Source organism: Faecalispora anaeroviscerum, assembly GCF_947568225.1.
Taxonomy (GTDB): Bacteria; Bacillota; Clostridia; order Oscillospirales; family Acutalibacteraceae; genus Faecalispora; species Faecalispora anaeroviscerum.
In genome coordinates, this window is record NZ_CANOOQ010000001.1 from 1,379,077 (window position 1) to 1,403,498 (window position 24,422).

At 46.7% G+C, this 24,422-nt stretch carries 28 protein-coding genes; 10 read left to right on the forward strand and 18 right to left on the reverse strand.

Annotated elements, in window-relative coordinates:
* The first annotated feature begins 63 nt into the window (after positions 1-63).
* From QOS46_RS06825 to QOS46_RS06850, 6 genes are all read left to right on the forward strand, one after another.
* A complete protein-coding gene (locus tag QOS46_RS06825; protein WP_283608396.1) occupies positions 64-303 on the forward strand; it encodes a DUF1858 domain-containing protein in 240 nt (79 codons plus the stop codon).
* Positions 300-1,505: a DUF438 domain-containing protein gene (locus QOS46_RS06830; protein ID WP_283608398.1), complete on the forward strand. Its 1,206-nt coding sequence runs from the start codon at positions 300-302 to the stop codon at positions 1,503-1,505. The genes QOS46_RS06825 and QOS46_RS06830 overlap by 4 nt, the downstream gene beginning before the upstream one ends.
* A gap of 32 nt (positions 1,506-1,537) precedes the next feature.
* A complete protein-coding gene (locus tag QOS46_RS06835) occupies positions 1,538-1,879 on the forward strand; it encodes a cupin domain-containing protein (protein ID WP_283608400.1) in 342 nt (113 codons plus the stop codon).
* A gap of 53 nt (positions 1,880-1,932) precedes the next feature.
* Entirely contained in the window at positions 1,933-2,121 is a 189-nt protein-coding gene (locus QOS46_RS06840; RefSeq protein ID WP_283608402.1) for a ferredoxin, read from the forward strand.
* 233 nt (positions 2,122-2,354) lie between these two features.
* Positions 2,355-2,768, forward strand: a complete 414-nt coding sequence (locus QOS46_RS06845) for a hemerythrin domain-containing protein (RefSeq protein ID WP_283608404.1) — start codon at positions 2,355-2,357, stop codon at positions 2,766-2,768.
* Positions 2,769-2,791: 23 nt separating this feature from the next.
* A complete protein-coding gene (locus tag QOS46_RS06850) occupies positions 2,792-4,045 on the forward strand; it encodes a [Fe-Fe] hydrogenase large subunit C-terminal domain-containing protein (protein WP_283608406.1) in 1,254 nt (417 codons plus the stop codon).
* A 205-nt stretch (positions 4,046-4,250) separates the two neighbouring features.
* Here QOS46_RS06850 and QOS46_RS06855 read toward each other — a convergent pair whose 3' ends face one another.
* From QOS46_RS06855 to QOS46_RS06875, 5 genes are all read right to left on the reverse strand, one after another.
* Complete coding sequence (locus tag QOS46_RS06855; protein WP_283608407.1) at positions 4,251-4,949, reverse strand: FprA family A-type flavoprotein; 699 nt, start codon at positions 4,947-4,949, stop codon at positions 4,251-4,253.
* A gap of 71 nt (positions 4,950-5,020) precedes the next feature.
* Positions 5,021-5,557 (reverse strand): hemerythrin domain-containing protein, encoded by a 537-nt coding sequence (locus tag QOS46_RS06860; RefSeq protein WP_283608408.1) that lies wholly within the window; start codon positions 5,555-5,557, stop codon positions 5,021-5,023.
* 3 nt (positions 5,558-5,560) lie between these two features.
* Positions 5,561-6,175 carry a hypothetical protein gene (locus tag QOS46_RS06865; protein ID WP_283608410.1) on the reverse strand — a complete coding sequence of 205 codons (615 nt, stop codon included), beginning with the start codon at positions 6,173-6,175 and terminating at the stop codon, positions 5,561-5,563.
* A gap of 55 nt (positions 6,176-6,230) precedes the next feature.
* Entirely contained in the window at positions 6,231-8,069 is a 1,839-nt protein-coding gene (gene hcp, locus QOS46_RS06870; protein WP_283608412.1) for a hydroxylamine reductase, read from the reverse strand.
* Between the two features lie 56 nt (positions 8,070-8,125).
* A complete protein-coding gene (locus tag QOS46_RS06875; RefSeq protein WP_283608414.1) occupies positions 8,126-8,575 on the reverse strand; it encodes a DUF488 domain-containing protein in 450 nt (149 codons plus the stop codon).
* 114 nt (positions 8,576-8,689) lie between these two features.
* Here QOS46_RS06875 and QOS46_RS06880 point away from each other — a divergent pair, with 114 nt between their 5' ends.
* Positions 8,690-10,066, forward strand: a complete 1,377-nt coding sequence (locus QOS46_RS06880) for an MFS transporter (RefSeq protein WP_283608416.1) — start codon at positions 8,690-8,692, stop codon at positions 10,064-10,066.
* A gap of 92 nt (positions 10,067-10,158) precedes the next feature.
* Here the strand turns inward: QOS46_RS06880 and asrC are convergent, their stop codons facing one another.
* From asrC to asrA, 3 genes are read right to left on the reverse strand one after another with little or no spacing between them, the layout of a single operon-like run.
* Positions 10,159-11,121, reverse strand: a complete 963-nt coding sequence (gene asrC, locus QOS46_RS06885; protein WP_283608418.1) for a sulfite reductase subunit C — start codon at positions 11,119-11,121, stop codon at positions 10,159-10,161.
* A gap of 17 nt (positions 11,122-11,138) precedes the next feature.
* Positions 11,139-11,933, reverse strand: a complete 795-nt coding sequence (gene asrB, locus QOS46_RS06890) for an anaerobic sulfite reductase subunit AsrB (protein WP_283608420.1) — start codon at positions 11,931-11,933, stop codon at positions 11,139-11,141.
* Positions 11,920-12,939, reverse strand: a complete 1,020-nt coding sequence (gene asrA, locus QOS46_RS06895; protein ID WP_283608422.1) for an anaerobic sulfite reductase subunit AsrA — start codon at positions 12,937-12,939, stop codon at positions 11,920-11,922. Before asrA ends, asrB begins: the two co-directional genes overlap by 14 nt.
* Positions 12,940-13,113: 174 nt before the next feature.
* Here asrA and QOS46_RS06900 point away from each other — a divergent pair, with 174 nt between their 5' ends.
* Positions 13,114-13,641: a hypothetical protein gene (locus tag QOS46_RS06900; protein ID WP_283608424.1), complete on the forward strand. Its 528-nt coding sequence runs from the start codon at positions 13,114-13,116 to the stop codon at positions 13,639-13,641.
* A gap of 62 nt (positions 13,642-13,703) precedes the next feature.
* Here the strand turns inward: QOS46_RS06900 and QOS46_RS06905 are convergent, their stop codons facing one another.
* Positions 13,704-14,372 carry a Crp/Fnr family transcriptional regulator gene (locus QOS46_RS06905; RefSeq protein WP_283608426.1) on the reverse strand — a complete coding sequence of 223 codons (669 nt, stop codon included), beginning with the start codon at positions 14,370-14,372 and terminating at the stop codon, positions 13,704-13,706.
* 112 nt (positions 14,373-14,484) lie between these two features.
* Between QOS46_RS06905 and QOS46_RS06910 the strand changes: the two genes are divergently transcribed.
* Positions 14,485-14,772 (forward strand): TIGR04076 family protein, encoded by a 288-nt coding sequence (locus QOS46_RS06910; protein WP_283608427.1) that lies wholly within the window; start codon positions 14,485-14,487, stop codon positions 14,770-14,772.
* Between the two features lie 222 nt (positions 14,773-14,994).
* Positions 14,995-15,318 (forward strand): helix-turn-helix domain-containing protein, encoded by a 324-nt coding sequence (locus tag QOS46_RS06915; RefSeq protein WP_283608429.1) that lies wholly within the window; start codon positions 14,995-14,997, stop codon positions 15,316-15,318.
* Positions 15,319-15,487: 169 nt separating this feature from the next.
* Here QOS46_RS06915 and QOS46_RS06920 read toward each other — a convergent pair whose 3' ends face one another.
* From QOS46_RS06920 to QOS46_RS06960, 9 genes are all read right to left on the reverse strand, one after another.
* A complete protein-coding gene (locus tag QOS46_RS06920) occupies positions 15,488-15,745 on the reverse strand; it encodes a helix-turn-helix domain-containing protein (protein ID WP_283608431.1) in 258 nt (85 codons plus the stop codon).
* Positions 15,746-15,756: 11 nt separating this feature from the next.
* Positions 15,757-17,568: a VirD4-like conjugal transfer protein, CD1115 family gene (locus QOS46_RS06925; protein WP_283608432.1), complete on the reverse strand. Its 1,812-nt coding sequence runs from the start codon at positions 17,566-17,568 to the stop codon at positions 15,757-15,759.
* A gap of 17 nt (positions 17,569-17,585) precedes the next feature.
* Positions 17,586-18,545 (reverse strand): DUF3991 and toprim domain-containing protein, encoded by a 960-nt coding sequence (locus tag QOS46_RS06930; protein WP_283608434.1) that lies wholly within the window; start codon positions 18,543-18,545, stop codon positions 17,586-17,588.
* 14 nt (positions 18,546-18,559) lie between these two features.
* Positions 18,560-21,376 carry a MobP3 family relaxase gene (gene mobP3, locus QOS46_RS06935; protein WP_283608436.1) on the reverse strand — a complete coding sequence of 939 codons (2,817 nt, stop codon included), beginning with the start codon at positions 21,374-21,376 and terminating at the stop codon, positions 18,560-18,562.
* Positions 21,377-21,455: 79 nt separating this feature from the next.
* On the reverse strand, positions 21,456-22,388 hold the full coding sequence (locus QOS46_RS06940; RefSeq protein WP_283608438.1) for a hypothetical protein: 933 nt from the start codon (positions 22,386-22,388) through the stop codon (positions 21,456-21,458).
* 170 nt (positions 22,389-22,558) lie between these two features.
* Complete coding sequence (locus QOS46_RS06945) at positions 22,559-22,846, reverse strand: hypothetical protein (RefSeq protein WP_283608440.1); 288 nt, start codon at positions 22,844-22,846, stop codon at positions 22,559-22,561.
* An 82-nt stretch (positions 22,847-22,928) separates the two neighbouring features.
* Entirely contained in the window at positions 22,929-23,342 is a 414-nt protein-coding gene (locus QOS46_RS06950) for a hypothetical protein (protein WP_283608442.1), read from the reverse strand.
* 393 nt (positions 23,343-23,735) lie between these two features.
* Positions 23,736-23,990 (reverse strand): DUF6103 family protein, encoded by a 255-nt coding sequence (locus QOS46_RS06955; protein WP_283608444.1) that lies wholly within the window; start codon positions 23,988-23,990, stop codon positions 23,736-23,738.
* Between the two features lie 31 nt (positions 23,991-24,021).
* On the reverse strand, positions 24,022-24,417 hold the full coding sequence (locus tag QOS46_RS06960; protein ID WP_283608445.1) for a DUF6329 domain-containing protein: 396 nt from the start codon (positions 24,415-24,417) through the stop codon (positions 24,022-24,024).
* Between the last annotated feature and the right edge of the window lie 5 nt (positions 24,418-24,422).

Here is a 24,422-nt window from a genome sequence, read left to right on the forward strand (position 1 = left end):
AATACCTCCCACAGCCTGTTACAATGATGATGAAATCAGAAACAGACTGCGGGAGGTATTCTATTGAAAGACAAAATTCTAGATTTAAATAAGACCGTATATGAATTATGCAGCGGTGATTCGGGAATCACTAAATTATTGGAAGCAGTTGGGTTTCGGGATATCACAAAGCCCGGAATGCTCGCAACAGCGGGCAGGTTCATGACCATTCCAAAAGGTGCAAAAATGAAGAATTTCAACCTTGAAACCATAAAGCAGACTTTTGCGGAACACGGCTACAAAATTAAGGAGGAATCCACATGAGTGAGGAAATCAATAACAGGGAATATCGCCAGAAAGTTCTGAAAGAATTGATCACACAACTGCACGACGGCAAAAGTGTTGAAGAGGTCAAGGGGCAATTTGCCGCCGTGTTCGGCGGAGTATCCGCAGAGGAAATTGCGCAGGCGGAACAGGCTCTTGTCACGAACGGCCTGCCGGTTTCTGAAATCCAGCGCCTTTGCGATGTGCACGCGGCTGTGTTCAAAGGCTCTATCGAGGAAATTCATCAGCCGTCCGACCTGTCGGAGATTCTCGGACATCCGGTCAACACTCTCAAACGTGAAAACAGAGCCATTGAAAAATTGATCGCAGAGATTCGCAAAGAGATTCGCAAAGAGATTACCCAATCGTCCGGCGGCAAAGATGTGGAAACAGCTCTCGGGCGGCTGACCGAAATCGACCGCCATTACCTTAAAAAGGAAAATCTGCTCTTTCCCTACTTGGAGCAGTATGGCATTACCGCCCCGCCCAAGGTTATGTGGGGTGTGGACGACGAAATCCGCGAGCAACTCAAGAAAATCAACACAAGGCTTAAAACAACAGATACCTCGCAATTAAAAGAACCGATCGATGAGCTTTTCACCAAGATTGGCGAGATGATTTTTAAAGAAGAAAACATTCTGCTTCCGATGTTGCTCGAAAATCTGACACCGGACGAATGGAGTCGCATTGCCGAGGAAAGCGGCGAACTTGGCTATTGTTTGATTGACCGCGTGCCTGACTGGTCACCAGTCTCGAAAAAAGAGGACGAAACCGTGCGGCAGGAAAAAGCCGCGCCGGGTGTCATTACCCTACCGACCGGAGTACTGAGAGCCGAAGAGCTTGTGCGGATGCTCGACACTCTGCCCATTGACATTACCTTTGTGGACAAAGATGACACAGTAAAGTATTTTTCGCAGGGAGCTGAACGTGTCTTTCCACGCACAAAGGCGATTATTGGTCGGAAGGTTTCCAATTGCCATCCACCGGCAAGCGTGCACATCGTGGAAAAGCTCGTGGAGGATTTTAAAACCGGACGGAAAGAGAGTGAAGATTTCTGGATTGACATGGGCGAAAAATATATTCTTATCCGGTATTTTGCAGTCCACAGCGAAAAGGGTGAGTATCTTGGTGTGCTGGAAGTAACACAAAATATCCGGCCTATTCAAACTATCAAGGGAGAAAAGCGCCTAGTTTCAGAGTAACACAAGAATTTTTTAAAAAGGTGGTTTACAGTATGGAGACACATTATTTGAAAAACATTGAATTTAAGAGCGAATTGGAGTTACCCGCGCTGGTTGAATACCAGCAGGGACAAGTTGTGAGCCGAACCCTTGCGCAGAATAAGGCTGTGAGTATTACCCTGTTCGCGTTCGACGAGAATGAAGAGATCAGCTCGCACTCATCGGATGGGGACGCGATGGTAACCGTCCTTGAAGGAACGTCGCATATTACCGTTGGGGATCAGGACTTTTCACTGGCTGAAGGAAAAACCATTGTGATGCCGGCGGGAGTCCCGCACGCTGTGGCGGCGGACGGGAGATTCAAGATGCTGCTTACGGTTGTATTTCCTCAGTAATAAACATGTTTTTACATCAATTATTTGTTACAGTTTGAAAGGATGAGAATCTTATGAAAGCAAAACTTGACAGAAGCGGATGCATTTCTTGTGGACTCTGTGCGGAAACCTGCCCGGAGGTTTTCCGGATAGCTGACGACGGAGTGGCTGAAGTTCATCAGGAAAACGTCCCGAAAGAAGTGGAGGACCAAGCCATGGAAGCGCAGGATGGATGCCCCGTTTCGGTAATCACAGTCGAATAGAGACAGTTTAGTTAAGTAAGAAAAGCGGCGGCCTGCATGAAATCGGTTGCCGCTTTATTTTGCTTTTAAACGGCGTCATCGCGGTTAGCTTGAATGATACGAGCAACACAAAAATGGAAAATATTTTCCCTGCTGTTGCAGATGCAACAGCGGTTTCATCGCGAACGCAATATAATATTGTCATAATATTTAGTACTGAATTGTCACCGTTATGAACGATGAAGGAGGACAGAATGATGAGCAACCTGGATATGTTAAAAAAACAGCATGGTGAAGTTCTGACAATGATTAAAAATATTGACACTCTTATTATAACCGGACCTGAAGAGAAGGCAAATGAGATTGCTTACAATATCAACGCCTTGTCGGGAAAATTAAAAATGCATCTGATGTCGGAGGATCAATTCCTATACCCTGCGCTCATGCAAAGTAAGAATCAGGCAGTAAGGAATACATCACAAAATTTCAATGACGAGATGGGCAATCTTGCGGGCTTGTTCAGTTCGTTTGTTCAACAATATAACACACCTTTTAAAATTCTCCAAAGAAAAGACTATTTTACTGCGGACAGCGGAAAAATCTTCAGCCAAATTGAGGAAAGAATCCATCGAGAAGACGTAAAACTCTACCCATTGGTGGAAGATTGAAGATTAGAGTGTGAGGTAAGGATATGAATTCATACGATGAACTTGATCTGAAGCTGAAAAAAGCGGAATTTAGCGAAACGCTTCAGAGTGTATCCAAAACGATTGGAACAAATGGAGACCCTAGCGAAACTAAATTACTAAATGCGCTTTTACACCCTGAAAAAGAGCCTCTCATCATAAGAAGCGGAACATGTGAAAATTGTGCCGACAGTAAAGGTGCGTGCGAAGCTGCCTGCCTTTTTGACGCAATTAAACGCGATCATCATAACAACGTCGTGATAACCGGTAATTGTACAGGCTGCGGCGAATGCGTCAATGTTTGCCCAGAGCATGCGCTCTCCGGGCGGAAGGATTCCCTTGCTGTGCTTCATCTGCTGAAAGATAAAAAGGTACCGGTTTACGCTATGATTGCGCCTGCTTTTTCGGGGCAATTCACTGCGGATGTCTCATCCGGCAAGCTGAGAAGCGCTTTTAAATACATGGGATTTTACGGTATGGTTGAAGTGGCTCTGTTCGCAGATATTCTAACCCTGAAAGAAGCTCTCGAATTTAACCGTGAAATTCAAAATGATGAAGACTTCCTGCTTACGAGCTGCTGCTGCCCGTTATGGATTGCCCTCATTCGGAAATCCTACCAGACGATGATTCCCCACGTGCCACCGTCTGTTTCTCCAATGGTGGCCTGCGGCCGCTCTATTAAGAAAATCCACCCGGAAGCAAAAACCGTATTTATCGGTCCCTGTCTTGCGAAAAAGGCGGAGGCACGCGAACCGGATATTGCCGATGCTGTGGATTATGTTCTGACGTTTGAGGAGATTGCAGAGCTTTTTGAGCTCATGGACATCCATCCCGAAAAATTTGAGGAAGACCAGAGCGATCATTCCTCAAGAGCGGGTCGTATTTACGCAAGAGCGTCGGGTGTCAGCGAAGCAGTGCAGGCAACGCTTGACAGGCTGAGTCCGGACAGAAAAATACCGTTGAAAGCCCAGCACGCAGATGGTGTTGTTGACTGCAAAAAGCTCCTCAAAGAAATCGCGGACGGGAATGTTCACGCGAATTTTATCGAAGGAATGGGATGCCGCGGCGGATGCGTGGGCGGGCCGAAGTCTCTGATCGGCAAAGATGCCGCCCGTGAGGCGGTAAATCACTATGGAGATGAGACCGACATCAAAACGCCGGCCGACAACCCGTATGTTTTGGAGTTACTTCATACGCTGGGCTATGAAACGGTGGAAAGCCTGCTTGACCGGGATAATAATTTCACTAGAATTCTATAAACAAATTTTTACAACTGTTTATTTCCACTGAACTATGCTATGCCAAATACAAGCGACCACCTCCTGTTGTAGGATAAATCTTACAGCAGGAGGTGGTCGCTTGGTATATACGCACATAAGTTGGTACTGGACACTCTGCCCGTATTGTGATGAAAAACTAAGGTCACTGAAGAGCTGTAACCCAACAGTGACCTAAAAGTGCTTCCTATTTTATTTTATCTCTGTAAAGCGTCATGATAGCGGGGAACTTGTTTTCAAGAACTAATCCGTGTCCAGGCGCAATCATTTGAATCGGCAAATTCGCCAAGTCTAAAACAATCTCTTTTTCTGCTTTCGAAGCAGGTTCAAATACTTTATCGTAATAGCTTTCTGTCGCGTCCAGAAGCGTAGCCGTCGGGTAATCATGGTCTACTGGAGGTTCTGCTGCCGCATACTGCCCAAACAAATCGTTGGAGAAAAGAATGTTATTCGTGTTCCAGAAAGTAACCATGTTATCATCCCAGTGCAGTCCCGGAGTCTCATAAAATGTGAACTTGTATTCTCCGCATTCGATGGCTTCGCCGGTTCGAACAACTTGAAAACTGGCTTTTGGAAGTCCGCCGATGAGACGTTTTTTACAGGCCGCCGTGCAGAAGATAGGAGTTTCGGGGTATCGTTGCAGCACATCTGGCAAGGCGCCGCTATGGTCTTCTTCGGAATGATTCAGAATAATTGCGTCCAGTGGCTTTTCCCCAATAATCGAAGCGATTTCCTCCGTTAGCATGGAAGTAGCCCTGTCGGGGAGAGTATCAATTAAAACGTTTGCTTCCCCCGTAATAAGGTAAGCTAAAAAAGAAAATTCCTTATCTGGCTTTATAATCGTTTTTCCGATTGTGTAACATTGCTCTGATATTTTATACTTCATGATTTCGCCTCCTAAATGTATGATTATTCAAAATATTTATAGTTACTACGAATTTCATTTTGCCCCAAAAGCTATTCTTTAGCAGTGTAGGAATACCGTTCCATGAAAAAGTCTTCGCGGTTCATTTTTTCCGCCAACTCAGTCATCTTCTGAACCACATCGGGATCAAGATTCTTTTCTGCATAGGGATATACAACCGTATTTTCCTTTTCAATGTGGCGCTCCAGCAAATTGCAGTAGCCGACGGCGTTGGCGATGATGTTAAGCATACTCATGTTAGAACTAGTCTTTTCATATTCATCCAGTGCCTTTTCCAAGTCCGTCACCAGAAGCCTTGCCCAATCGTGTTCCACCAACATGCCGTGCTGGACAAGGTTGACCGCAACGCCGCCCATACGGTCAAGCATTTCTTTGAACAGAATTTTTTCTTCTTTTCCATGATGATGTCCGTCCGCATAATCACGAATAAATTGAACCATACTGCGAAACTCCGCAATAGGAATATTATGATTCTCCACGCAATTCGCACATGTATTTCGAACATAACCGCAGAATTCCAAAATGCGGTCATGCTCTTCTTTCAGAGACTCGAAAATTGTTGTACTCATAAGTTACCCTCTTGAAATCCGGAATGTGCGGTTACCAAGCTGCTCAAACAAAACCGGTTTTTGAAACAGAAAACCTTTGACCCATTCGGCACGCAAACGATAAAAGACATCTGCATCTGCGCCAAGTGCTTTCCAATAGGCTTCGTGGATATCACCGACGTAATTCCAAACGACCTCATCCTGACTTTCGGCCTGAACCTCTACTGCACTGTCGCATGGCATTCCGTCCAGAAGGGAATCGGTCATTTCTGTGTAAATCTGTGTACAGTCAGACTCCGATGGGAGCGATGCCCCCTTTTCCTGCCCATCCTTGTAAAACACAGATAAAATGTCCTTGCTTCTTTCTTCATGGCCGCATAAAAGCTGTGTTACCGCATAAGCCAAACGGTTTTCAACGCATGCAACGCGCTCAGAGAGCCAGCCGTGAATATTGGTTTCATCGACGATTTCTTCCAGTGAACCCTGTTCAAGTTCCCCGTATTTCTGATTGATCTCCTGTCGCAGTCCTTCTTTCCACCCATGTGATTCGGAAAGAGTCAGAACAGCCTGAACGAGAGATTCCTGCCCTTTTATTTTCTGATACATCCACTCGTGGATAGGGCCTAAAAATGCGCTCATTTCATGTCCTCCTATAAAAAGGACCGGTGCGGTGTTACCGCACCGGTCCTGCCGTTTATCGATTCAGTTTTTGCAAAACTTCATTGACTTCAATTCCGTGAACCGCGCAAGCGTCCTGCAACGATTCCATTTGAGACGCGGGGCAGCCGAGGCAGTGCATGCCGCTGTCCGTTAAAATTCGTTCGGCATCCGCATTCAGGCGAAGAATATCGCTGATAAGTGTGCCGCCTGTTACTTTTGCAGCGGATTGCTCTTCCTGTTGACCAAAGAAGTTTTGGATATCTTCATCGACTGTGGCGATACCGGCAATCCCGAAATTTTCCACCAGCACCTTTGCCACATTCGGAGAAAGGAACGCGGGCAGCGTGGGGCCGAGATGGATATTTTTCACGCCGAGGGACAAAAGTGCAAGCAATACGATAACCGCTTTCTGCTCGTACCATGCGATGTTGTAAACAATCGGCAAATCGTTGATGTCGTCGAGGCCGAACACTTCCTTGAGCTTGAGCGCGATGACCGCCAGCGAATAGCTGTCGTTGCACTGACCCGCGTCAAGTACGCGCGGAATGCCGCCGATATCGCCAAGGTCGAGCTTGTTGTATTTATACTTGGCACAGCCAGCAGTCAGGATAACCGCATCTTTTGGAAGCGCTTTCGCAAAATCGGTGTAGTAGTTTCTAGACTTTGCACGCCCATCGCAGCCAGCCATGACGACAAACTTCTTGATCGCGCCGGATTTTACCGCGTCCACAATCTTGTCCGCAAGCGCGAGCACCTGGTCGTGCGCAAAGCCCCCGACGATTTCGCCGGTTTCCAGCTCGGTCGGTGAAGTGCAGCGTTTAGCATGGGCAATCAGCGCAGAGAAGTCTTTTTCCTCGCCGGGGCCGCCTGAAATATGAGTGCATCCGGGATAGCTCACGGTGCCTGTTGTATAAACACGGTCTTTATAGCTGTCCTTCGGCGGAACAAGGCAGTTTGTTGTCATGAGGATTGGGCCGTTGAAGGCTTCGAATTCTTCCTTCTGTTTCCACCAGGCGTTGCCGTAATTGCCGACAAAATTCGAGTACTTCTTGAACGCGGGGTAGTAATGCGCGGGGAGCATTTCGGAATGGGTGTAAACGTCGACGCCGGTGCCTTCCGTCTGCTTGAGCAGCATTTCCAGGTCGCGCAAATCGTGACCCGAGATCAAGATGCCTGGATTTTTGCCGACACCCAGATTTACCTTTGTGATTTCCGGTTTTCCGTAAGTGGAGGTGTTTGCCTCGTCCAGCAGGGCGAGCGCATCCACACCGTATTTTCCGGTTTCCAGCGTCAGGGCTACAAGTTCATTCGCGCCAAGCGAGTCGTCCATCGTTTTGGCAAGCGCGCTCTGCAGGAACGCATCAATATTCTCGTTTTCTTTGCCAAGCGCGTTCGCGTGCTTTAAATAGGCAGCCATACCTTTCAGACCGTATATAATCAACTCGCGGAGACTGCGGATATCTTCATTTTCTGTGGCAAGAACGCCGACCGAGAATGATTTGGCTGCAAATTCCTGTTTATCCGCATTCCACAACGCAGCCTCAGAGAGACCTTCGCGGTCTTTGAGCTGACCCAACAACTCGGCCTTTCGGTTTAACGTCGTCTGGATACGGTCTATGATAAAGTCCGGGTCGAAGTTTGCATTGGTAATGGTTACGAAAAGATTTTCCGTGACAAGTTGGTTGATGTCATGGGAAACAACTTTTCCCTCGGCGCGCAGGCGCGTGGTTACCTCAGACAAACCCTTAGTCACATAGATGAGAATATCCTGCAAATTTGCCGTTTCCGGCGTTTTACCGCAGACGCCCGCCTGCGTGCAGCCGGAGCATCCGGCTGTTTCCTGACATTGATAGCAAAACATTTTGTTTTCCATTTGATATTCCTCCTGTTTTTTATTTGAAAAATACGTTTTGATTTTACGATAAAAATTCAAAAGCGCTCACCTTTCTTAATTTCCGTTTCTGTAAGAAGCTCACAAAGGACTTCGCTGTGTGAACGCCTCTTATTTGTGGCTGTACCGATCAGGCAAACACCGGGGTAATTCCCGTAATGCTCCTGAAAATAACCGACAGCGTTTTTTGCTTCCATGACAGACCGGTATTCCGACGAATATTGCTCCCACTGAATCCAGTTATGGATATAACGATCCAACAGCCCCGGTTCCGGGGTAAAAAAACGATCATGGACATAAGCGGCATGACAGATTTTCGGAACAAAATAGGCAAGGTCTTTTCCCTTTGTAAATCCGCAAAGCTGCGATTCATTTTTTAGCCGAATATCCAGCACAAGATCCGTGTGATTCTGTAAAACTTTATCAAAGAATTCGGATGCCGATGTCTGATAAGCACTTACTTCGAATATGCGGCTTATCTCTCTCACCCCCGTTTCTGTCTTTGATTTTACACAGATTTTTGAAATCGTGATGTTGCAGATGCAACATGTTGACAAAAATATTTTTTGTATACTAATGAAAACATTTTTGGGAGAGATACCATGAAATTTGTAGCTGCTGCGCTAAGAACGCAAAAAGATGACGGAAGGATAGGCTTTTCGGAAAAGCTGGCCTACGGCTGCGGCGGCCTTGCGGATGTGGGCATATCGGTTTCCATGAGTGCGTATCTGCTGTTTTACTATACTGATGTTGCGAAGGTCAGTGCCGTCGCGGTGGGAGCCATATTTTTCGCATCGCGGCTGCTTGGCGCTTTTTTTGATCTCCTGATTGGGCTGCTAGTAGACGCGAGACAATCGAAGAGCGGGAAAGCCAGACCGTGGATTCTGCATATGAGCCTGCCGCTCGCGGTTTCCGGCGTTTTGCTGTTCTCATCTCCCAATCTACCGGATGCTGGGAAATATGCTTATATCTTTATTACCTACACCTTTACAAATTTCTTTTTGTCTTCGCTGAATATTCCTTACGGTGCTCTGAATTCTCTGATGACACAAAACCCGTATGAGCGGTCGTCGCTGAACGTTTTCCGCATGGTGATGTCTCTCATTGGAACGCTTGCTGTCAACAACTGCACACTGCCGCTTGTAAAGTTTTTGGGTGACGGAAAAAGCAGCTGGCAGCTTGCCGCTATCCTTTACGGCGCGCTGGCGGTGCTTTTTTATCTGTTTACCTACCGCTTTACAAAAGAGCGGGTTGAACAGGCAAAGTCGGTGAAAAAAGTCAGGATTCCGGTCAGGGAAGATTTCAGGTCGTTACTTAACAACAAATATTGGTTTATGCTCTTCGTAGTGGCTGCGGCGTCTTACGTTCTGGCACCGGTTTCGGGCGGAATCAAAATCTATTACGCACAGTATGTTTTGGGGAGCAGAACTCTGATCGGCCTGCTGGCAACCGCAAATACTCTGCCGCGTATAGCGGCCATGTTTTTCATCGCACCACTTGTAAAGCACTTTGGCAAACGCAACGCAGTGATAGCGGGATTAGCTGTTTCTGCCGCCGGCATCCTTTTGCAGATTTTTAATCCGTACAGTATCTCAATGGCTGTGGCAGGCAACCTACTGCGGGGAATGGGCAACGCACCGATCACCGGCGTTTCCATGGCCATGCTCGCCGATACCGTTGAATACGGCTATTGGAAAAGTAGCGTGCACAGCGAGGGGATATTATTCAGCATGACGAACTTTGGCAAAAAATTCGGTTCTGCGGTCGGCAGCGCTCTGCTGCCGTTGGCGCTTGCTTTCAGCGGATACGTCGCACATACCGGAACCCCTTCCGCATCCGCAGTCGATGCGATCAAATGGCTTTATCTTGCCTTGCCGCTGGCAGTCATTGTGTTTCAGATTGCCGTTCTTTCACGCTATAAATTGGATCGGGAGTACCCAGAGATTTTAGAAGATCTGAACAAGCGTGAAGCGATGTAACTACGCTAAACGGCATAGAAATCCACCCGAAAAACCGTTACAAATGGGTTTAACCGGGTGGATTTTTAAATCAGAAAGGTTTATGCTTTTGTTCAATATTTGATTCCCTGCCAGTAGACCGGCGAGGATACTTCCGCAATTTCCGGAAGCGAAACGTCGCGGAGCGCCCACTTTTTGAATTCTTCAAATCCGGTGCGGTCGACGATATAGCCGATATGTTCTTTGCCGCCTACGGCTTTGCGGTCTATGTAGTGCTCCACGTAGTCATACGTGTTCAGAATGATTTTCACAATGCTGTCCTCGTCCGCCCACTTAATAAAATCTTCGCCTAACCGGGGATTCTTCTTCCCTGAACGGCCAAATAGGGTTAAACGGTAATATCTCTGACTGCTTCTGGTCCAGGCGCGGGTTGGACAGTTCAGGACACATTCGCCACACCCAATACACTTTTCTGCATTGCGGCTGGGACGGTATTTTTCTATTTTGAGCGCGCCTACAGATTTTTTTTTGCAAAATTTTACGCAAGCACCACAGCTTACACAGCGGTTAGGCTCCAAATGCGGCTCGGTCATTCCCATGATGCCGAAATCGTGCATCCGGACCTTAGCACAATCATTCGGACAACCCGTCAAAGCAATTTTAAAATGCAGGTCATTGGGGTATATCGCTTTTTCAATTCGCTGCGCAAACGCCGTTGTATCATAGCAGGCATAGGGACAGACCCTGCTGCCGATACAGGCGGTCACGTTGCGGGTTCCGGAAGCTGGATAGCCTTCCCCTGCTTCCGCCTGATTGATGCCGAGTCCCTCAATGACCGGTTGAAGCATTTCGTTGACCTGCGGCATGTCCTCAAAACGGATACCGGGCAGCTCAAAACCCTGTCGGCTGGTAATGTGAACAGTTCCGTTTCCGTAAGTTTCCGCGATGTTCTGAATCATGGATAGATATTTCGCATCCATATGTCCGCCGGGCACGCGAATCCGCGAGGCAGTCATTCCGCGCTCCTTGGTAACACGAAAAGCGTTCTTTTTCATCGCTTTTGTATTGACATCCATCAAAAACACATCCCTTCTCAGTCGACCAGATTTTTGCCTGCGGCATAATTGAATACCGGCCCGTCAAGACACACGTATTTACTGCCGATCTTACAGTGCCCGCATCTCCCGACACCGCAGCACATTTTTCGTTCCTGCGAAATCCAGATATTCTTTTCTATGAAGTTTTCATTCAGTAGACCTTGAACGGCGAACTTCATCATCATCGGCGGGCCGACGACAGCCGCGGCCGCCTCGGAATTGCTTTTGAATTTCAGTTGAGGAATGTACTGCGTGACAAGGCCGACCTGATAGGAATCATCTCCCTGCGCGTCGTCCACGGTCAGTATGACCTGAATTGTTTTTTTCCAGCGTTTCAGGTCTTCTTTAAATAAAATATCATTTGGAGATTTGAAACCCGCAATTAACGTCATACCCAGTGTTTCATCAGGATGGTTCGCAAAATAATCTACCAACCCCTTGACCGGGGAAAGGCCTGTCCCACCGGCAATGATAACGATTTCTTTCCCTTTAAAGTCAGTCAGATCGAAGCCATTGCCGTATGGGCCGCGTAAAAAGAGCCGCTCGCCAACATAGCGTTCAAAAACTTCGTCCGTGACAAGGCCGACCTTTCGTATTGTCAGGTCTATCGTACCACTGCCCGTGCCGCTGACCGAAATGGGCGCTTCGCCGAACTTTGGAATGGATACCTCGAAAAACTGCCCGGGCTTTACTTTACCTGCATAGGCCATTCGGAAAGTATACTCAATCTGCGTATGCCTGATTACTTCCTTGATTTCGGATGAAAACGGAACATATTCATTTTGCGGCATAGTCTTTTACCTCCTCGACAGCGTCCTTTAAGCGGTTGACACAATGAGAAAAAGAGATGTATTCCGGACAGACATCATCGCAGCGCCCGCAGCCGACGCACATCTGATAACCAAAACGTTCATTGAAGTCATAGACTTTGTGCAAGACTTTAAACCGCATCCGCTCGCCGTTTTTCTTTCGAAAACTCCCGCCGCCCGCAATGTCAGTGAAACCGTTCACCATGCAGGATGCGTGAACACGTCGCCGCTCCCCGACAATGCCGCTTTCTGAAATATCCTGCATAGTAAAACAGGTACAGGTGGGACAAACGAAATTGCAGCGGCCGCAGTTGATGCATCGGCTGTCATATTCGTCCCATATTTTTGACTTGCCTACGTCAGGGGAAAGCCCCTTGGGAATAGAAACACAGATTTCCGTCTCCGAAACGTGTGAAGGAATCACTTCCCGCTGATCCATGCAGTGCTTTTTCAGCAGTTCATTCCATGCTTCGCAGTGGTTGTCGACGAGAAAACCGCCGTCTGTGGGCTCAAGGCTCATATCGTATACCGTCGTTTGGTTAGTTCCCATATCAACACAAAAACAGCTGTCAAATGCTTCTCTGCAGCCTATCAGAATAAATTTTGTTCTCTCCCGCACCCGCTTGTAATAATAATCTTCGTTGCGGCCATTTTGAAGGTAAATTGCGTCCAACCGCTTAACTGCATGCAGGTCGCAGCTGCGAAGAAAAATGATTATACCCTTTTTATCTGCGGATGTTTCACATACTTGCTCGTCAGTAAATGAAAAGAGGGTCTTGGAAAGGGGAAACAGTACCTCCTTAAAGGAATAATCCGATTTCTGATTGAAGACAATATCGTCGGTTTTTTTAATGATCCCATATCGGACACAATCCACATCGGAAAAAGTATTGCCTCCAGCCATCCGAACCGGCCCGCAAATCTTATAATCCTTTTTCCAACATTCCAGAATTGCATTCAGGTCTTCTTCGTTGAGGTAAAAGCCCATCTATAATTTCCTCCTTATACAGCGCTAGAGCCGCACTTCCCGGCGGTCTTGTTGATATCTCAACTTTTTATTATACTGATCTATTTCAGCAACGACGTTGCAAGCGCAACACACTGAAACAATTTTTGGTTCTATAATGAGTATCACTTATTAACCAATATAGGAGGAATTTCGATGTATAAAAGTGAAAAAACAGAAATTGCAAAACAGCAGCTGGTCGGAGCTTTGATCGGGCTTGCACGTGCAACGGAGGGAAACGTAAACAGACCGACACAGGAAACAGACAGAGCCTTTATCAAAGGAATGCGAATGAGTTTCCCAGACAAGAATTATTCCTGTCAACAAATTTACAGTCAAATTGAAATACTGCATGAGGAAAAGCGAAAATTGGTACCGCGCTGCCAGCAATGCGCCTCACCCTGCGGGCGCAATAACGATTTTGATATTATAGGGTTGGATCGCATGCAAAATTCACAGCTGAAATATGCACTGCTTTCTGGGTTGCTTTATACGGCATCTTTCCTAGAAATCTCTGATGAAAATTCGTCTACCCGTTGTGAGATAATGGAATATATTTATAAGGCTTTCTTCTTCATCGGATATGACTGTGATGAAGAAAGTCTGCTGCCACTTTTTAAAGAGCTTGGTGCCGTGCAAAGTAAACTCTATCTCATATATTTTCAATTTACGTGTGATAAATGACTAAAAAAACAAATGGCTCCCGCCGATAACAGGAGCCATTCAAAAAAGTATGTTTGATTTTCTTATGATAACTTCTTCATGGAAAATGTGTTTTTATCGTAATTTAGCAATCCATCAGCCTTCATACGGGAAAGTTCTCTGGTTAAGGCACTGCGGTCCACACACAAATAATCAGCAAGCTCAATACGTCCCAACGGCGACTCAAATTTTTCACTTCCGTTCAACTGCACCTGTTGAGAAAGCCATGTCAAAACACGTTCCCTTATTGACTTTTTTGACAGTATTTCCATTTTATTCATAAGTTTCACGTTTTTATGCGCGATTAAAGTGACCATATTTTCAATAAGTTTATGATGATAGACGCAGGACTTACTGCATGAGCAGAGTACACGATGAAAGGACAGGCATAGTATTTTGCAGTCGGTTGCAGCCTGGAATGATACGGAACTGCTGTCATATTCCCCGCACACAAAGCTTTCCCCGAATATTTCTCCGGATTCCATGGAAGTCAAAATCGTTTTTTCACCCCATACGTCTTCCTTAACCATATGGACAGTTCCGTTGATTATTATGCCGATTTGTTTCAGTTCAAAGCCTTCTATAAAAATGAACTCTGATTTTTGAAATTCTCTGGTTACCGCTCCTAAGCAATTTAACATGGCGGACAGCTCGGTTTCCTTAATATTCTCAAACAAACGTGAGTCCTTGATTTTTGCAACCTCTTTCAACATATACGCTCACCCCCGCACATGATCATAGCATATAAAGTGTGATGTTGCAACTGCAACGTTCAATCACACCAGTGCGAATATCGTATGATAATCACAATAGGAGGAAAATACCATGCCAGAACATCCAAGAATTATCTTAAAGTTAATTGATCAGAAAGGTAAGCACAAGTGCCATTACGGACACAGTATCGGTGATGAATTTGATTTTGATACAGACAGAGGGAGATTATGTCCAATGGCCATGCACACTGCGTTCCCATATGTAGATATATTGCGCTATGGCGGGAATGTACCAGCTAGCAAGGATTATGGAAAAATCATTTTCTGCTGTCCTGATGCAGACGTTATAAATGTGTTTGAAATTGATGTGATTTCAAATGACAAACCAAAAAGCAGATAGGATATTTGCCTATTACTGCTTGTTCCGCAAAACAATATTATCGAAATAGGAATGAGTATTACACTAAGAGAGCGTGTAAAAGCATCCGGCAGGACTTATCTTTTGAACTGTTTAAAGTCAGTTGAAAGCAGGATTAACTGCGTTTTGCGTTTCATAAATCAACCGACTTTATCAAACAGTTTGCGTTATTTACTGCAGAATTTGATAGGAGGTAAACGGACCGTGAATGAACTACTGGACACATTCGGTCAGACGATAAAAGGTGTTCGGCAGGCTGCCGAATTGACACAAGAAAGTCTTGCAAAACAGACCGGGGTAACGACACGGTACATCATGGCCATCGAAAATCAAAACAAACAGCCAAGCATGAAGGTGCTGTTTAAACTCATCCGCGCCCTGAGAATATCTGCGGATACGATCTTTTATCCTGAAATTCAACATACAGACAAGAAAAAAGAACACCTCATCCACATGATTCAGTTGTGTGATGAAAGGGAAACCAAGGTAGCCGCTGCAACCATCCGGGCGTTGCTGGATTCCAGATAACAGGGCGCCATCTTCTTCGGAAGATGGTTCTTTGTTTTTACAGAGGAATTGTTCTTTCTCTGATGTTAAAGCTCTGTTAGAGTGAGTCCTTCCCTGCATGGCTCATGATGAACTATGCCATAGCCCACCAAGAAGACGCATTTGTCCCTTGGCGGACTGGCATGGTTTTTCACAGCTTCAGTGTATAAAGCAGGCTGCTCCTGCCGCCGTTTTCGCGCCACCGCTGTTCCTTGGAAAGATGGCCGGTCTTTTCAAGGTCGGCGATGGCGCGTTTGACTGTGCTGCGGGAGAGCTTTAGCTCTTTGGCAATGGTGCCTATGGCCGGGTAGCATCTCCCGTCCCTGTCGGCACGATCACGAAGATACATGTAGACCGCCTTGGCCCGGTGCGGCAGATCTTCCGCGTAGATGGATGTAAAATAACCCACAGCGCCACCTCCTAATCCGTTCGCAGCGTAGGCATATGCTCTGCTGGTTCCGGTGCAGGTGTTTGGACAATTCCGCCGTCTGCAGCATCAGGCGGTTCGGGGAATTCGTCATAGTCATCCTCATAGGCACAGTTCTGCCGCAGGATTTCCTGCTCCAGCTCGAAACGGTCAGCATAAGCCACCTTACGGGCCGCCCGTTCTTCCACTTCATATGTCTTATCAAAGGTAATGCCCCATTTGAGAAACAGCGGCAGCTTGGTGCGCATGGGGCAGTAGCCGGTCTTAGCAAGAATAAAGTTTCCCTTGGGGAGTGTTTTCAGCTCGTCAGGCGTCATCAGCGGACGTTGGATCATCTGCAGACTCTGGCTCGGATCGTTCTTTCCCCGGCTTATGGAGCCGGACATGACTGTCCGGTTGCCGAGCGCTTTGGAGAGTATCTCGGCGCTTTCGGAACTAGGCGCGAAACCGCCGAACAGAATATCCTGACAGTTATCAGAAATGATAGCAGAACCCTCTCTGCCATAGTTTTTTTCAAGCTGCGCGAAGGACTGAATGATTGGTACCATTGAAATTCGTCTGGAACGGCCTGCGGAGAACATCATCTCCAGCGACTGGATTTTCGGGATGGTGCCGATCTCATCCGCAAAAATCATAACGCGGTTCGGCAGCTTGCCGCCATGGTCATCGGCGATGGTCAGCATTTCTCGGTAGAGTTGTTGTAAAAACAATGACACCATAAAATATTTCGTGTTATCTTCCTCCGGGAGTACAATAAAGATCGCCGACTTCTCCCGGCAAAAAGTTTCCGTATCCAACGTGCTGTCAAAACACAGAATCTGCTCCATCTCCGAATCCAGAAAGGCATTGAGGCGGGACATAGCGGTCGAAAGCACAGAAGCCATCGCCTGATCTGCCGTATTGAGCGCTGCCCCCGCGAACCATTTCGCCTTGTGGTCGGACGGCAGTTTATCCATCAGCAGTTGAAACAGGCTTTTATTCTTCACCGGCGAGGGGGCCAGCAGATCCTGTATCATTTTAAACACCGAAATGATGTGCCTCTTTTCTGGAGCACAATATTCAGCAATCAACAGAATAACCGAGGTCAGCAGGCCCTCGGCGGCATCGTAAAAGAAAGCGTTCTGTCCGTAGTTTGCCGAGTCCTCGCCGCTGCTGGTGATAATAGTCTTAGCGGTAATCTTAGCGTATTTTTCAGCTTTGGACTTGAAGGAGAGATTCTCCGGATTCTGTTTGTAGGCATCCATATATTTGTTGACCAGATGCAGGATGTTGTCGCCGTCCGAACGTGTCGGATTTCTGAGATCCAGCACGGAAATGTTGTAACCGTAGCAGTCTTTTGCGATGCCTGCGTAATTTCGGAACAGGTCGCCCTTGGTATCGGTGCAGAGGAAACTCATTCCGGATACGCAGGCGTATTCGATGTTTGGATAAAGAAAATTTGCGGTCTTGCCAACACCGGCGGCTCCGATCATCAGGCAGTGGATGTCGCCGATATCCACCAGCGCCGTAATGGAGCCGCCGCTTTTTTTGTAGCCGACAATCAGTCCCTGAGGAAGCTGCGCCACAGGCGAATCAGGTGCAGCGATATGTTGTCTCCATTTCTTCGGCTCGTAGGGAACATGGGTATACGTCTGCCGAATTTCCTTTTCCGTAGCGAAACGCGCCGTGCCGTGCTGACCGTCGCCGACTGTTTTGGATTTGATTCCATTGAGGGTATAGTAGTGCGCCAGAAGGGAGATAAACCCGATCACGGCGAACATACCAATCCCAACTACAAGTAATGTAATGATTTGAGACGCTTGCATTATTTCCACCCCCGTTTTTACATCATTATTTTCATGTTGCAGTGTTGTTCTTCAGCCTCTGGTTCTTCTGCAGGAATAGCTTCCATCCCGTGCTGTGCCTTGAGATCCTCGTTCCAGTCTTTATATTGTGATTTCAGTACGGACACATTGGAATATCCGTGTTCCTGTGAAATCCCTCTGAGTCTTTCCGTTGCCTTGATACCCGCCTCATCATGATCCAAGCAAAGATACACTTCCTGAATGCAGGGGTTCTCCCGCAGCTGCTGAAGCAGCGCGTGTTCCGCAACACCGCAGAGAGACACGTAGCTGTGCTGCTTCCAGTTCTTCAGGTGAAGCGTAATAAAAGACAGCATGTCAATGGGCGCTTCAAACACAAAGATTTTACTGTCGGTTCCTGTGTAATGAAAGCTGAACCGGGGATCGCAGCCTTCCACATTTCCTTTGTAGCTTTTGCCTCCGGTGTAAGTTCCCCGCTTATGGGCATGACGCGGGATTCCATCCGCATCGCAGCCGACAAACACAGCGTTGTGATATTCCTTGTCCTCATAGAGCAGCTTCGCTTTGGCAAAACAAGTCACCACATTGCGGTTAATAAACCGCTGTTTGATGAGATAGGCAAACACATGGCGCATATCGGAATTGGCCGGAGGCAGCTCGAAAGGCTTTTTCGGCTCCGGTTCTTTATCCCCATCACTCTGCTGGTATTCGATTCTCTGTTCGCCGCCGAGAAGCAGAGTAACCGCTTCCGGGAAGGACAGATGATAGAGCCTCTGCACCAGATCAATGGCATGGCTGCCTTCCTCGGAGGAATGGTCGAACCATTGGCTGCCCCGGATTGTGATGCTGTGATCCGACACCAGTCGTTTATCCCGGCCGGAGGGCAGGAGGCGCTCTCCCTGCCGCTGCAGAAAGTCAACCAGATCCACGGAATTGGCCCTTTGCTTTTCTTCTTCTGTAAAATGCACATAGCCTGACATGGCAAAACCTCCAATCATAAAGTAATTTGATGTTGCTGCTCGTAATCGTCACGGGCATGGCCTTGCGCCTGTTTTTTCTCCCGTAGCCTGCGCAGACGTTTCCGGTCGATGCGGAAGGCAGCGCCGCCCGTTGTCTTGTGATAATTCTCACGGAACAGATTTTCCAGCCGGTGCATTAGTCTCGTCGCTGCCAGCATTACGGACGGATTACGGTACTCGTTGATACGGTCGATTAGGAACTGCGCGTAAACGTTTCCCTGCTGTGCGGAAAGGGAAAGCCAGTACAGGCTTTTCTCCTTATCGCGGGGAGCATCACCGTCATAGAAATACAACTCGCCGAGAGCATATTGGGCATACTGATTTCCCTGTTCAGCGGATGTGGTCAGCCAGCGGACAGCGGCTTCTACATCTTTCGGAACATCTTCACCGGAGAGGTAGAACTTGCCGAGCTGATAGGCAGCGTACTCATTTTTTTGTTTTGCGGATAGAGTGAACAGCCGGATTGCGTTTGAAATGTCTTTGAGGACATCCTCTCCGACGAGATACAGCTTCGCCAATGTGTATTGAGCGTACTGATCGCCAAGGCCGGAGGAAAAAGTAAGCCATCTGACCGCCGCCGCCGCATCTTTTGGAATATCTTCACCAGAAAGATAGAGCCTGCCAAGCTGATAGGCCGCATACTCGTTTTTCTGTTCTGCGGATAATGTGAACAGCTCCACTGCTTTTTGAATATCTTTTTGCATATGGGTGCCGTCACGATAAAACTTGGCAAGCGCATACTGCGCCGCCGCATTTCCACCATCGGCTGCCTTGGTCAGCCATTCGACTGCCTGCTCTGTATCGCCGGTGCCGGTTTCCAGCCACAGCTTTCCGAGCATGTATTGCGCGTTCACATTTCCAACCTTGGCAGCCTTCTCAAAATAGATCATGGCTGCGGGAATATCCTGCCTTGTCCCGGTTCCGGTATAAAGCATCTGGCCGAGACGGTATTGGAGCTTATCATCATGGCTTTCAGCCTCTAAAGAAGAAAATCCGGTGAAGGCACGTTTGAAGTGTTCACCGGATTTGTCCGTATTCTTTTGTGTTCCGATTCCGTCCCGGAACATTTTCGCAAGCTCATAATCCGCATAGGGATTGTCTTGGTCAGCAGATCGTCGGTATAACTCGAAAGCCGTTTCATAATCCTGCGCAACACCCTGACCGCGATAATACAGACCGGCAAGAGAATACTGAGCATACTTGTGGTTTTTATTAACCGCTTCCTGAAACCAAGAAGCGGCCTGCCCATAATCCTGTGGAGTACCCAATCCGGCAGCGTACATCTTGCCTATGCGGTATTGTAAATAGGGCTTATGCTTTTCTGCTTCCACATCAAGGAAAGCGGAGAGCGCCCTTTCATACCACTCATGGGAAACCACCGGATCAACCTCTCCGCCAAGGCCGTCCGCAAACATTCTACCGAGATCATGCATGGCAAGGGCATTGCCGGATTCCGCTTCCAGCAGAAATAATTGAAACGCTTCATTGAAATCCTGTTCCACCGTATCACTGCCGTAGAGATACGCACGGGCCAGCTTGTACTGGTCGCTCCATTCGGCACGGAACACGATCTCTGAAGGTTCATCGGGTACGTCATCATGCAGCTCGAAAGTATCGGGTATGGCTTCCGGTGGCGTTATCGGCTCCGACATGGATTCGTCCTCAAATGTAAAATGGTGACCGTCAAGCTTTAACGCTTCGGCGATCACCATATTTTTGATGCTCTTAAATTGTTTCTGCTGAGAGAGAGGCGGCTGCGGAGGAAACTGATTAGTATATGTCTTGAGAATTTCATTCTGCCAATCTCCCCATGCGACATATAGCTTTGCGACGCGCTCATCTTTGACCAGCTCATCGACAATCTGATCGACGATGGCCTTTACATCAGCCTTGAGGTAACCGTAAACTTTTTTCCCTCCTGTGTTTTGGAGACGCTGGGAAAGCAGCAGGATTTTTTCTTCGATGGTCTTGTTTTCACAGATGCCGGAGGATATCTGCCGCAGCAGTTCTTCCATCAAATCCGCAGTGCCTTGCTTGAGGTCGCTTCGCGCCTGATTCTGCTGATCATAAATTTGAGCGAAGTCCTGACGAAAGATATCGTGCGCCAGCTCGGAACGCATGGCTTCAATGGCAGGCTCGGTAAGAAATCCGTCGTTGTCCTTCGCGGAGTAGACCATAAGGTGAACATGCGGATGATGACTTTCATTATGAAAAGCGCAGTACCAGCGGAGGTTTTCGCTGTCGATCTTCATGTACTTGCAAAACATGGCTCTCTTGCTGCGGATCAGATCCCGCCACTGCTTGCCGCTGTCATATCCGAGCCGCGCCGCATCCTCGCGTCGGAGAGAAATCACATGTGTCCAAATCGGCCCTTTGTGATCGACCACATCACCCTGCACCTGCGACAGAATCACCGGAGTTCCGGCATCAGTGAATAGGCCATGCTCACCGATCCGTTCTACGCGTGGACGGTTTGCAATGTAATCCACATAGTTTTCCCGCTTGCCGACAAGATCGAGGTTTTGCTCCAAGGCGCAGGAAATAAACTCGGATGCATTTCCCCTTGTGGGGCACAAAAGATAATCACTGTACTCCAGCATGTCTTGTGAGGAAAGAATGTCCCGGAGAAGCTGACCGATCAGCTTTTGCTGATTTACCGTCGCCGGAAGCTGTGCTTTGCTCTCGTCAATTTTTTCTACGCCTTCACGGGTACCGATGTATTTTACATAGTTCTGTAGCTGCTCCGGCGGGGCATCCCGCATGTAGCGAGAGGTAAAAATGATCTTGGGCATGGTAGACTCCTTTCTGGTTTTAGGGTAAAAGAAAAGAGCGACTGGTTAGTCACTCTTAATGTAATAAATCTTAGAAAACTTAATGAGTTGTAAAATAATTTATAAAGTCATATTGTGTTTCACAATATTTAATAAAAGAAATAAAAATCATTAAGACTTCAATTCTCTCCATTTTAACTTGTGACGGATGAGAGAGATCATTTCGAGTTATGCGAGTAAAATTCGCATAAACTTTTGAAGATAATGAATCCAATTTTCCAAATAGTTTTTTAAATGCTTGATCATCGTGCTTTTTCTTTGTTTGGGCCAAATAGTCTTGGTATATATCATATTTTTTTGATGCCATCCAAATACCATTAAGTTGTCTTTCCATGTTGTTTTTTATCTCGATATAATTATTAGAATCCAAAAAGGCAGATAAAGCTTCTATAAGTTTGTTGATTATCGTTTCATTTGCTAGCCCTAACATAATGATAGATGCTTCTAAACAGTTAGCATTAAAGCACCGAAGAGCTTCTTTAATATAAAACTCTATCCATTCATCAATGTTAGGAATACTTGCTATTTTATGCAAATATCCATCCTCGTCATGTGGCAAAATTTCTTTCTGTTTCAAGCACTCCATACCGTACTCTGTTACATGAAAATATGGAAGATTATAACCACAATTTCCATACCCCCCAGGAGAAATGATTCCTTGGTTTAGCAAATAATGAAACTGCTCATGTATTTTCAATAACTCTTTAGGAGAAAAGTTCGTGTTGTATCCCGAATGAAGTAAAAGTCCACTTCCTCCCCATGCAGCGTCGTAGACTTTAATGTCAGAAGGTATTAACTTTCGTTTAATCGCTAAGTTCTCTAACAGACGATATAAATCACTTTGCCCACCTTGGTATCCATATTTTTTGAAATTCTTACCTTCACTATCAAGGTCAGTATCTTCATATGCAAGAGTATCTAACATCAAACTTCTTATTTCAATAGATGTTAAAAAATCTCTGCTCATATCCATGTATGTCATTCCTCTCTAAATTCCAGTTTATGATCCACTCTAAAACATATTGTTATGTTATCTCAATATAAATAAATATACTACTTAAAACAGAATAACACAAATCGAGATTTAAACGTAAAAAGCCTCTGCCGCAGCAGAGGCTTCACCGTCCGCGACAGCTTTCCCGCTTACAGAGCGCCGAGTTTTTTTAGCAGTTCTACACAATCCTTTGCACCTTGCACATAGAGAAATGCACACTCATGGTCTGCAATCAGATTAGTCTTCTCAAAGTAATCGGTGAGGATTTTCTGCTGCTCCTGCGGCAGATCCTTTACAACATCGCTGGCTTGCGTACTCAATAACCGAACCTCATCGTAAAGCTGCTGCTCATCCTCGCAGAGATTTTCTTTTCTCTGTGCCAGAGCATTTTCCGTCAGCTCACGGATTGCCATTTCAAAAATTTCTTCCTTGTCCATATCAGAACACCTCTTTTTGATTACAACATAAACAATATCCAGTATGAAGTCCATACCCAAAAGCACTAAATCAATCTTTTTTTTAGATTTCCCTTTTCTGATATTTATACGCACTTTCAAAATCCACCGCGCCGTTTATCCGCTTCACTTCGTCCAGACATTTCAGGTGGAGCTTGTGCAGAGTCGTTTCGTCAATGTTGTGCGAGTAGGCGATCACATGAGCCAGCTTGGAAAGTTCCACGGCTATTTTGAAATCCATCCGGGCAATCCGGTTTTCACTGTCATGGACGGTGCCGGTGAGCACGGAAGACAAGGTTTGCAGCAGATAATTTTCGGCTTTCTGAGAAGTCAGGTAGCCGCAGTAAAATTTGAGCGCCTCGGTGACAAACTCATTTCTGGATTTTACGTTTGCCATAGGCAGTAGCTCGTTGCACCGATCCAGCACTTCCTTGTCGATATAAAAGCCGGTGCGTACTTTTTCCGGTTCGTTTGCCATAATGCCTCCTTTTCCTTTGACGATAAGGTCGGTATGCAAAGAAAGCGCCCTGAATGCCCGGAGCAGCTTGTCATTTTTCAAATCCAGCATAACAATTTTGGTCACTGGTTAGAAAGTTATGTCACTTCGCAATTCCCGAACGGCTTTGCCGGTCGGTGTTTTCCGGCTTTAGGCTGCGAAAGCAGCATAAAGCCTTTAACCAGCACCATTTTCGACCCTGATTTTGCCTCGGAAATGAAGCCAAAACAAGGCGATCCGGCCTCTCTGTCCAACTCTTTTACAAAGCCTCAACACGGGTGGAAACCCGTTTATAGGTATACGGATGCCACCCCGCCTGTCAAAGCGGTACACGGGGCAACACAGCCGCCAAATTTATGCCCACGGTGCGCTTGTTTACATCGGACTGCCGCCGCCATGATTGCCTGTTGGGAAAGCGGCGGGATGAGCCGATCCTTTTGGTTTCTCAGTTCCTTCCAATTCCCGGTTCTCAATATACTCGCGGACGGGTGCGGGAACGTGCTTTTCATAGAGCTTCTGCATGACATCGCCCAGTTCGGCCTGCAGTTCGGTATCCTTTTTACCCATATATTGCTTGATGGCTCCGAGTTTTTCCGCATCGAAGCTGATTTGAATGGTTGCTTTTTTCATGACCTTTCTCCTTTTTAATATAATATTTGGGTTACATGCCCATACTCATGCACTGACTTTTTTCTTCGGCGAGAGCCGCGTTCTCCTTTTGAGACAGACTTAGCTGCTGCGCCTGCTCCGGATGCGCAGCCAAAAAATCGGCGGCGTTGGGAAGAAACCCCGAGTACCGTCCATAGGAATATCCCTCAGATTCGAGTAAAATTCCGTCCGGCCTGTCCTTGCTGGTGACAAGCAGGCAGTGATACGCACCCTGCTCATCACAGAACATCAGGTCGATATTGTCCCTGATAAAGTCATAATCAGCTAGCATGTTTTTAGAAAACGCGTCGTATTTCTGCGTGGACAGGTCAATTATTTTCTCAATTACACACTCCCTTGGATTAAAATCATCCGTCTTTTTTTCAAAGATCGCTTTGGTCTTTAACATCTTTT

Excerpts from the sequence above, each read along its gene's own strand:
- QOS46_RS06830 (WP_283608398.1), top strand. The coding sequence starts at position 300 with ATGAGTGAGGAAATCAATAACAGGGAATATCGCCAGAAAGTTCTGAAA.
- QOS46_RS06835 (WP_283608400.1), top strand. The coding sequence starts at position 1,538 with ATGGAGACACATTATTTGAAAAACATTGAATTTAAGAGCGAATTGGAG.
- QOS46_RS06840 (WP_283608402.1), top strand. The coding sequence starts at position 1,933 with ATGAAAGCAAAACTTGACAGAAGCGGATGCATTTCTTGTGGACTCTGT.
- QOS46_RS06845 (WP_283608404.1), top strand. The coding sequence starts at position 2,355 with ATGATGAGCAACCTGGATATGTTAAAAAAACAGCATGGTGAAGTTCTG.
- QOS46_RS06850 (WP_283608406.1), top strand. The coding sequence starts at position 2,792 with ATGAATTCATACGATGAACTTGATCTGAAGCTGAAAAAAGCGGAATTT.
- QOS46_RS06855 (WP_283608407.1), bottom strand. The coding sequence starts at position 4,949 with ATGAAGTATAAAATATCAGAGCAATGTTACACAATCGGAAAAACGATT.
- QOS46_RS06860 (WP_283608408.1), bottom strand. The coding sequence starts at position 5,557 with ATGAGTACAACAATTTTCGAGTCTCTGAAAGAAGAGCATGACCGCATT.
- QOS46_RS06865 (WP_283608410.1), bottom strand. The coding sequence starts at position 6,175 with ATGAGCGCATTTTTAGGCCCTATCCACGAGTGGATGTATCAGAAAATA.
- hcp (WP_283608412.1), bottom strand. The coding sequence starts at position 8,069 with ATGGAAAACAAAATGTTTTGCTATCAATGTCAGGAAACAGCCGGATGC.
- QOS46_RS06880 (WP_283608416.1), top strand. The coding sequence starts at position 8,690 with ATGAAATTTGTAGCTGCTGCGCTAAGAACGCAAAAAGATGACGGAAGG.
- asrC (WP_283608418.1), bottom strand. The coding sequence starts at position 11,121 with ATGGATGTCAATACAAAAGCGATGAAAAAGAACGCTTTTCGTGTTACC.
- asrB (WP_283608420.1), bottom strand. The coding sequence starts at position 11,933 with ATGCCGCAAAATGAATATGTTCCGTTTTCATCCGAAATCAAGGAAGTA.
- asrA (WP_283608422.1), bottom strand. The coding sequence starts at position 12,939 with ATGGGCTTTTACCTCAACGAAGAAGACCTGAATGCAATTCTGGAATGT.
- QOS46_RS06900 (WP_283608424.1), top strand. The coding sequence starts at position 13,114 with ATGTATAAAAGTGAAAAAACAGAAATTGCAAAACAGCAGCTGGTCGGA.
- QOS46_RS06905 (WP_283608426.1), bottom strand. The coding sequence starts at position 14,372 with ATGTTGAAAGAGGTTGCAAAAATCAAGGACTCACGTTTGTTTGAGAAT.
- QOS46_RS06910 (WP_283608427.1), top strand. The coding sequence starts at position 14,485 with ATGCCAGAACATCCAAGAATTATCTTAAAGTTAATTGATCAGAAAGGT.
- QOS46_RS06925 (WP_283608432.1), bottom strand. The coding sequence starts at position 17,568 with ATGCAAGCGTCTCAAATCATTACATTACTTGTAGTTGGGATTGGTATG.
- QOS46_RS06930 (WP_283608434.1), bottom strand. The coding sequence starts at position 18,545 with ATGTCAGGCTATGTGCATTTTACAGAAGAAGAAAAGCAAAGGGCCAAT.
- mobP3 (WP_283608436.1), bottom strand. The coding sequence starts at position 21,376 with ATGCCCAAGATCATTTTTACCTCTCGCTACATGCGGGATGCCCCGCCG.
- QOS46_RS06940 (WP_283608438.1), bottom strand. The coding sequence starts at position 22,388 with ATGGATATGAGCAGAGATTTTTTAACATCTATTGAAATAAGAAGTTTG.
- QOS46_RS06945 (WP_283608440.1), bottom strand. The coding sequence starts at position 22,846 with ATGGACAAGGAAGAAATTTTTGAAATGGCAATCCGTGAGCTGACGGAA.
- QOS46_RS06950 (WP_283608442.1), bottom strand. The coding sequence starts at position 23,342 with ATGGCAAACGAACCGGAAAAAGTACGCACCGGCTTTTATATCGACAAG.
- QOS46_RS06955 (WP_283608444.1), bottom strand. The coding sequence starts at position 23,990 with ATGAAAAAAGCAACCATTCAAATCAGCTTCGATGCGGAAAAACTCGGA.
- QOS46_RS06960 (WP_283608445.1), bottom strand. The coding sequence starts at position 24,417 with ATGTTAAAGACCAAAGCGATCTTTGAAAAAAAGACGGATGATTTTAAT.